Below are 7,933 nucleotides of genomic sequence, written 5' to 3' on the forward strand. Positions count from 1 at the left end.
CCGGCGCACCGCGGCAAGCAATTCATTCAGGTCCGCACTGGCAATGCGTTCCGAGCTGGCCAGCAATGCGACAGCATCCGAGACAGCCCGGGTGCCGAAAATCCGGCTGCCTTCGAGCAACGCGCGGGCGGCACGCGGGTCTGCTGGAACCTTCATCATCTGCTCGCCCAGGGCGGTGATCTGCCCGGTGCCGTCAACCGCGTCCAGGCTGCGCAGGATCTGCTCATCGCTGGCCATGGCGCTAGCCGGCGGCGCTTCCCACATGGCCAGCCCCTCGCCACGCGGGGTCCCCCATGCCGCGAGCGACAAGCCGGCGGCGACCAGGTCGCCGGTGCGGATTTCCGGTGTGGAGTGCGCCGGGGCGGCGGCAAAGGACTTGGGGTCCAAGGTCCGCACCACCTTGCCCGGCCCGAGTCGTCCTGCCCGGCCCGCCCGCTGGGTGGCCGCGGAACGGCTGGCCACCACGGTCATCAACCCCGAGAAACCACGCGAGCTGTCTCGGCGCGGCTCGCGGGCGTAGCCGGCGTCCACCACCAGATGAACGCGCGGCACGGTCACCGACGATTCGGCAATGGAGGTGGAGACGATGATCCGCGGGGCGATGCCAGCCTCCGGCTCACTGAGGATCCGGTCTTGTTCCTTGGAAGAGATCTGCGAGTGCAAGGCCAGGACTTGCACTCCGGAGGCAGAAATCTGCGAGCAGACGCGGTCGACTTCCCGTACCCCGGGGACGAACACCAGGGTGTCCACCGGGGTTGCGCTTGCTGCGTTGGCTGCCGCGCTGTGGCGTACCGCGACGGCGGCAACGTGGCGCAGGTAGTCATCGTTCAGCCCGCGTTCGGTGTTCCGGATTCCGGCGAAGCTGTCGAAAGCTTCTTGCACGGCAAACTGCGCGGTGTGGGCGCTGAGCACTGGAGCGGCCTGGCCACGGGCCAGCAGCGCCGAGAGTTCCCCGGCGTGCAAGGTGGCACTCATCAGGATCAGCGACAGGTCATCACGCAATTCGCTGACCTGGTTGGCCATCGCCAGCAACAAATCCGTATCGATTGACCGCTCGTGGACCTCATCAATGATCACCGCGCTCACACCGGCAAGATCCGGATCGGCCAGCAACCTGCGCAGCATCAGGCCTGCGGTCACGAATTCCACGCGGGTCTGCGCCGAAGCTTGCCGTTCCCCGCGCACGGCGAAGCCAACGCGCTGGCCCAGAACCGATCCATCAAGCTGGGCGAGGCGACGGGCAGCGGCCCGGGCTGCGACACGGCGTGGCTGGGTCACGATGATCTTGCCAGCCAGTCCTGCCTGGTCCAGGGCGTTGGCTACCGTGGGTGGAACTATCGTCGTCTTGCCGGATCCCGGTGGCGCCTGGATCACCAACGGCTGGGCAGGATTAGCCGCCAAGGATTCATGGAGTTCCTCCCTGCTGGGACCGAAAGCCAGCCCTGAAGCAATCCTGTTCAGGTCGAAGCGGGCCGAACTCATGCTTGGCGTCCATCCCAGAAGGACTCGATGGCCTTGACCACAGGTTCAATCGGGAACAGGGTGCTGCCGTGGGTTCGCCCCGGCAAGGCCACCATGCGCGCATTGGGCAAGGTGCGGACCATGATCTTGTTCTGGTCGAAGCGCGGCTGGTCCCGGGTGCCGATCAGCAGCAAGGTCGGGATTCTGATCTTCGCCAGCTCGGACAGGTTGATGTTCTGCAGGGTCTCGGCGGCCTCGTAGTAGGCAGCCAGGGCCAGCGGGTCGTTGGACTTGAAGGCCATGCGGGTTGCTGGATCCAGGCGTCCATTCTTTTCTTGCCCGGTGACGAATCCTTCGATGTCGCCATTGCGCAGGACCTCGAGGTAGCCGGGGAAGAAGAGCTTCCCGATTTCGCCGGGGGTAATTTCGTAGGTGCCGCCGAGCATGATCAGCGAGATCACCTGCTCTGGGTGGTGCATGGCCATGTGCAGCCCGGTGCGTGCACCAAAAGAGTAGCCGACAATGTGAATACGTCCGATGCCCAGGTGATCCATCACCGCGCGGATATCGCCGGCCACCTTGTCCATGGTGTAGTCGGCTACGTCATGGGATTTGGCCGACTTGCCATGCCCGCGCAGGTCCATGCGGATGGTGCGGTGCCCCTGGCCCAACGCCTTGGTGTAGCCGAGTCCTCTCCAGATGGACCGGGACAGGGCGGAGCCATGGAGGAAGAGAATCGGCTCCCCGGCAGCCCCGTCATCGTCAAAGAAGATTTCGGAACCATCTGCGGGATTATTGATCATCGGCATGCCTTCGATTAAATCCTGTATTGACGTTGAAGGCGAAATCAGTGTTTGCCGCCGCCCTCGACATCCGCGGCTAATAGGTGAACACTGAAGACACAGGGTCCAGCCATCCGCAGGGGGTGGCCCACGGAAGTTGGGAGGAAGATCATGCCTGAACAATCAGCTGCTGGGCAGCCCGGTGGCGCTGAAGAGGAAAAGCTGCGGCTGGCCGCAGAAGAAAAGAAGCGCCATGACGAGCACGATGAAGCTCTCGTCGAAGAGTGGGAAGACGAGTCATTCCCGGCTTCGGATCCGCCTTCGAATTATTAGCAAAAGCCTTTTCCCAAGAGACCGCACACCTCGCATTCAGCTACTTTCAAGTTTCAGCTCCTAGTGTGGTTATTACCTTCTCAAGGTGCGAGTGATCTAGATGAACCGATCCGCACAGGCGTTACCTCCTTGGCCTGGCGGGTCGGTTCTTCATTTAATCCCAATCCACGAAACCATTACGCACACAGCGGATCCACCTTTGCGCTATTTATTTAGTTCAGGCTCTGGCCTATTGTGGAAACTGACGTCAAATCGATTTCCGCTCGCCAGCGCTTGACCTGGCAGAAAGGTGCCTCGTGGAATACGAACGCCTCCCGTCCATCCCGGAACTGCACCGTCCCTACACTGCTGCCGCAGACCGCTATGCGCACTTCGGCTACCGCCGCGTTGGCGACTCCGGCCTGCGCCTGCCCCCGCTGTCCCTGGGACTGTGGTGGAATTTCGGCGATAACCGTCCATTCGATTCCCAGCGCGAGATCCTGCGCCACGCTTTCGATAACGGCATCAACCACTTCGATCTGGCCAACAACTATGGTCCTCCGGCAGGTTCAGCCGAAGAGAACTTCGGCCGCATGATGGAAAAGGACTTCAAGCCCTACCGCCACGAGCTGGTCATCTCCTCCAAGGCCGGCTACGACATGTGGCCAGGCCCGCACGGCACCTTCGGCTCGCGCAAGTACCTGCTGGCCTCCTGCGAAGCCTCGCTGAAGAAGATGAATCTGGACTACGTGGACATCTTCTATTCGCACCGTTTCGATCCGAAGACTCCTCTGGAAGAAACCATCGGCGCTTTGGATACCCTGGTTCGCCAGGGCAAGGCCACCTACGTGGGCATCTCCTCGTACTCGGCAGAACGCACCGCCGAGGCTGCCGCTATCGCCAAGGACCTGGGAACCCCGCTGGTAATCCATCAGCCTTCCTACAACATCCTGAACCCGTGGGTAGAGCACGGCCTGCTGCAAACCCTGGAAAAGGAACGCATGGGCACCATTGCTTTCACCCCGCTGGCCCAGGGCCTGCTCACCGATAAGTACCTGGAAACCACTGATGTGGTCCGCCAAGGCGGACGCCGTTCGCTCGAAGCCCAGCTGACCGATCAGAACCTGGCCAAGGTCCGCAGCCTGAACGAGGTTGCGCAGACGCGCGGGCAGTCGCTGGCGCAGATGGCCCTGGCCTGGTTGCTGCGCGATGGCGCGGCAACCTCGGTATTGATCGGCGCCTCGTCCACCAAGCAGCTCGACGAGAACTTGGGCGCGCTGGACAACCTTGAGTTCTCCGACGCGGAATTGGCCCAGATTGCCAAGATCGCCCAGGGCGATGCCGGAATCGACTGGTGGCGTTCTTCCGCTATCGGCTAGTAATCCACTGATCACACAGGTAATACCTGTGTTCTTGAGCCGCGGTTTCCGAGACAAGTCTTGGAAACCGCGGCTTTTTCATTCGCTTCCGTCTGCAACTTCCACTCAAGCCAAATACCTGCTGTTCCTTGGTGGCTGAATGTTGTTTCTGCGGATAAGCTCGGAGTAGACGCAATATGAAGTGAATTACATTCATTTATTGCGTGGAGTCCGCTAGCGTTAGATCCACACGGCTTACGCTGACCACTTTTGTGCATACGACAGGAGCATTGATGAGCGCCCCAACCTACAAGGTCTTGAACCCGGCAACCGGTGAAGTCGTCGAGGAATTCGCCGCGGCCACCGATGAGCAAGTCGAACAGGCGCTGGCTGCCGCGCAGAGCGCCTACGAATCATGGCAGGACGTTGACATCAACGAACGCGCCAAGATTGTTTCCAAGGTAGGCACGCTCTTCGCCGAGCGCGCAGCAGAACTCGGCAGGATCATGACCACCGAAATGGGCAAGCCATTGTCCGAGGCCGTGGGCGAAGCTGAATTCTGCCAGGAGATCTTCGAGTACTTCGCCACCGAGGGACCAGCCTTGGCAGCGGACCAGGAGATCAAGTCCTTCTCCGGCGGCAAGGCCGTCGTTCAGAAGCGCCCGGTTGGCCCGCTGCTGGGCATCATGCCGTGGAACTTCCCGCTGTACCAGGTAGCGCGCTTCGCGGCACCTAACCTGATGCTGGGCAACACCATCATCTTGAAGCATGCCGAGTCCTGCCCGCGTTCAGCACTGGCCATCCAGGAAATCATGGATGAGGCTGGAGTACCGGCCGGCGTCTACAACAACCTCTTCGCCACCCACGACCAGATCTCCACCATCATCGCCGATTCCAGGATCCAGGGTGTTTCCTTGACCGGCTCGGAGCGCGCTGGCGCCATTATCGGCGAGCAGGCCGGCCGCAACCTGAAGAAGGCCGTACTGGAGCTGGGCGGCTCGGATCCATTTGTTGTCCTGGACTCCGATGACGTACCGGGCATCGTGGATACCGCTTGGGGCTACCGCATCGACAACACCGGCCAGGCCTGCAACTCGAACAAGCGCATGATCGTCATGGAAGACATCTATGACGAGTTCGTTTCCGAACTGACCAAGCGTGCCGAAGGCCTGCAGCCTGGCGACCCGATGGCGGAAGCCGAAGGCACCTTCGCTCCGCTGTCCTCCCGCAAGGCGGCAGAGTCCCTGCACGAGCAGGTCCAGGACGCCGTGGCCAAGGGCGCTACCCTGCACGCCGGCGGCGTGCTGCACGACGGCCCTTCGGCCTACTACTCCCCTGCGGTGCTCACCGGCATCACCAAGGAGATGCGTGCCTACTACGAGGAGCTCTTCGGCCCGGTAGCAGTGGTCTACAAGGTATCCAGCGACGAGGACGCCACTGAGCTGGCCAACGACACCATTTACGGCTTGGGCGGTTCGGTGCACTCCACCGACGTCGAGCGTGCCTCCAGGGTGGCTCAGAAGCTGCAGTCCGGCATGACCAACGTGAATGCAGCCAGCGCAGAGGGTGCAGAAATGCCGTTTGGCGGCGTGAAGCGTTCGGGCTTCGGCCGCGAGCTTGGCCCGCTGGGCATGGACGAATTCGTGAACAAGCGCCTGTTCTACGTAGGCGAATAATTCTTTAAACGATATGGGGTAGCTGAACCAAAAGTTCAGCTACCCCATATTTTTGTGTTTAGCTATCGTCCAGCTGCAACCAGTTCCTTTTCTTCGAAAAGTTCGTCTTCGATCGAGCGCCTTCGAAGAATCTTTCTGTTCACGAATCCAGCGATCGCCGCCCATTCCTTATTGGAAATGAAGAGCAAGTCCAAAGCGATCATGACCAACGAGAACTGCCAGAGACCTGCCAGTAGAAGCGCGATGCCCATGTGCATAGTGAATAGGACCGCCACAGCCCATGGACGCAGCTTGCGCCACAGAATGAAAATGATGAAACCGCCCTGGGCAATCAGAGTCATCCACGATGATATTTTGATGAACAAACTGGACTGCCAAATCAGCTCGTTGAGTCCTGGGTAGATCTGATAAGACTCCAAATTCAAGGCATAGTAGAAGCCCGTTCCATCAAGCCAGTTATCCCCGATGACTTTCAGATAGCTGGAGATAACGTAGACAATGACGATCTGCGCCATGCACAGCAGAAGCACGATATTGTGGACCGCGTTCCATGCTGGCTTGTTCTTGCGATTGACGGTCTTTCCCTTACGTCGCCGCAACCAAGAATCCACTGAGAAATGCTCGTTGAGGTTGGCGAAAACAAGGAAGAGCAAGGTAATTCGCGTTAGCGTATCCCCGCCGTTGGTGAGATATGGGTTGTTGGACTGCAACGCAACGAGGAACAGCAGGAACAACGGCGTGATGTACTTAGTCTTCCAGCCAGCGATGAAGATCAGCACGATGGCTATGAAAGCCATGTACCCAAGGCTGAAGAGCAATTCGTCGCTCTTGGTAAGAATCGTGTCAAAGGTCCAGTAGCCGCGCCGTTTGGCTTCCGGATCAACCCACCAGGAGGCTGGCCCCCAAAGTATGGAACGGTCTTCCATGCTTGGCAGCAAGACGGTGAGCATACCGATGCCGTAAATAATACGCAGCAACGAGAAGCTGATCAGAGAGTGTTTAGATTCGAGAAGCCAGTTACCGAATTTATCAATAAGAGATGTCATTTCCTATCGGCCTTCCTGGCGGTCAATCATGTTCTCCAAATGCTCCACGGCATGTTCGTACGGGCTGGCATCAGCCGCACGCCATCCGAAGGTTCGCACGCTCGTTTCGAATTGCGCGTCGTCCATGAAGCGGTGGTTGAAGTCGTTATTTCGATCTCCGACGATGCGCCATTGCACATCACGTGCTTTCTTCCCGGTATAGGCTTCAGAGTAAACCGTGGCGTAGCGAACAAGCATGTAATCCATACGTACAAAGCTCACTACACGTGATGAGTTTTTTTCTTCACCCTGGATGGCTTTGACGACTTCACTGTCGGTCATGACATCGCGTTTCTTACCGTCAACAGAGACAAAGTTCTTCCGTGCAGTTTCCCGCTGATCGGACTTCAGCTTGTTGAATCGTGAGAGGTAAACACTGGTGGTGTTTTGAGAAAGTTTTTGAATCCGGGAGGGGGCCAAGCTGCCTTTATTCAGTAGTCGCTCTACTTCGGTAACGGGAATCCATTCCGATTCTGTGATTTTCCCGTCGTCGTCATATGCCCGGGAGCGAACCTCCAAGTAGGAGTCGCGCTTCTGAATATTGGGAGCAAAAACATTCCATTTCTGACTGAAGAACGGCGATAATTCGCGCTTCACTGGATTAGATGCTTCCACTGCCATGGATACTGCTACTGCGCTATAACCAAGGACCATTACCAACGCAACAATTACGGCTATCAGCCTTCGCGTGTGACCTTTTTTGGTCATCCTTACCTCTCGAATGTCAGGGCGTCATTCCGCTTGCCGTCATTGCCCAAATTTTCTATCGACATCGGTCTCTGCTGAACACTTTGCCGGGCATTCAGCCAGCTACTGAAATCTTCTGTATCGATTACTCGCCTATTTAAGAGAACTATATTCCAACAGAACAAGGTTCAGATGCGCAGCCACATCTAAGTCATGTGCCAAATAAAAAGTCTTGAGCTGGGCAGCTAATATCAGCTGCCCAGCTCAAGATTTATGGTGCTACTTTACGATAGCTTAGGCCTTCTTACGACGGAGCACGGTTACGGCTCCACCTGCGAGGACCAGCAGCAAGGCGATTCCGCCGATTACCAGTGGAGCGTTTGCGCCGGTGTCGGCCAACTTGTCCTTCTTGGAATCGTTCTTAGAATCGTTCTTGCCCGAATCGTTGCTGTCGTTATCGCCAGCATCGGTAGCGTCAGCATCGGTAGCGTCAGCATCGGTAGCGTCAGCATCGGTAGCGTCAGCATCGGTAGCGTCAGCATCGGTAGCGTCAGCATCGGTAGCGTCAGCAT

General features: G+C 58.3%; 8 protein-coding genes. 3 read left to right on the top strand and 5 right to left on the bottom strand.

Going from position 1 to position 7,933, the window contains the following annotated elements; all coding sequences use genetic code 11:
- Positions 1–1,482 (bottom strand): helicase-related protein (locus ACNPN0_RS11885; RefSeq protein WP_448938913.1); only part of this gene is annotated, 1,482 nt, incomplete at its 3' end.
- A complete protein-coding gene (locus ACNPN0_RS11890; protein WP_448937909.1) occupies positions 1,479–2,264 on the bottom strand; it encodes an alpha/beta fold hydrolase in 786 nt (261 codons plus the stop codon). The genes ACNPN0_RS11890 and ACNPN0_RS11885, both read right to left, overlap by 4 nt.
- A gap of 150 nt (positions 2,265–2,414) precedes the next feature.
- Between ACNPN0_RS11890 and ACNPN0_RS11895 the strand changes: the two genes are divergently transcribed.
- The 3 genes from ACNPN0_RS11895 to ACNPN0_RS11905 all read left to right on the top strand — a co-directional run bounded on the left by ACNPN0_RS11895 (position 2,415) and on the right by ACNPN0_RS11905 (position 5,589).
- Positions 2,415–2,576, top strand: coding sequence for a hypothetical protein (locus ACNPN0_RS11895; protein ID WP_166650864.1), 162 nt, complete (start codon positions 2,415–2,417; stop codon positions 2,574–2,576).
- 296 nt (positions 2,577–2,872) lie between these two features.
- The gene (gene mgrA, locus ACNPN0_RS11900; protein ID WP_448937908.1) at positions 2,873–3,934 is read left to right on the top strand and encodes an L-glyceraldehyde 3-phosphate reductase; all 1,062 of its coding nucleotides are present in this window, start codon (positions 2,873–2,875) and stop codon (positions 3,932–3,934) included.
- 272 nt (positions 3,935–4,206) lie between these two features.
- Complete coding sequence (locus tag ACNPN0_RS11905) at positions 4,207–5,589, top strand: NAD-dependent succinate-semialdehyde dehydrogenase (protein ID WP_448937907.1); 1,383 nt, start codon at positions 4,207–4,209, stop codon at positions 5,587–5,589.
- Positions 5,590–5,651: 62 nt separating this feature from the next.
- Here ACNPN0_RS11905 and ACNPN0_RS11910 read toward each other — a convergent pair whose 3' ends face one another.
- The 3 genes from ACNPN0_RS11910 to ACNPN0_RS11920 form a co-directional block, all read right to left on the bottom strand.
- The gene (locus ACNPN0_RS11910; protein WP_133834863.1) at positions 5,652–6,635 is read right to left on the bottom strand and encodes an HTTM domain-containing protein; all 984 of its coding nucleotides are present in this window, start codon (positions 6,633–6,635) and stop codon (positions 5,652–5,654) included.
- 3 nt (positions 6,636–6,638) lie between these two features.
- Positions 6,639–7,295 (bottom strand): DUF5819 family protein, encoded by a 657-nt coding sequence (locus ACNPN0_RS11915; RefSeq protein WP_133834864.1) that lies wholly within the window; start codon positions 7,293–7,295, stop codon positions 6,639–6,641.
- Positions 7,296–7,655: 360 nt separating this feature from the next.
- Positions 7,656–7,933 (bottom strand): LPXTG cell wall anchor domain-containing protein (locus ACNPN0_RS11920; RefSeq protein ID WP_402695755.1); only part of this gene is annotated, 278 nt, incomplete at its 5' end.

It is taken from the genome of Glutamicibacter sp. AGC84 (assembly GCF_053543575.1).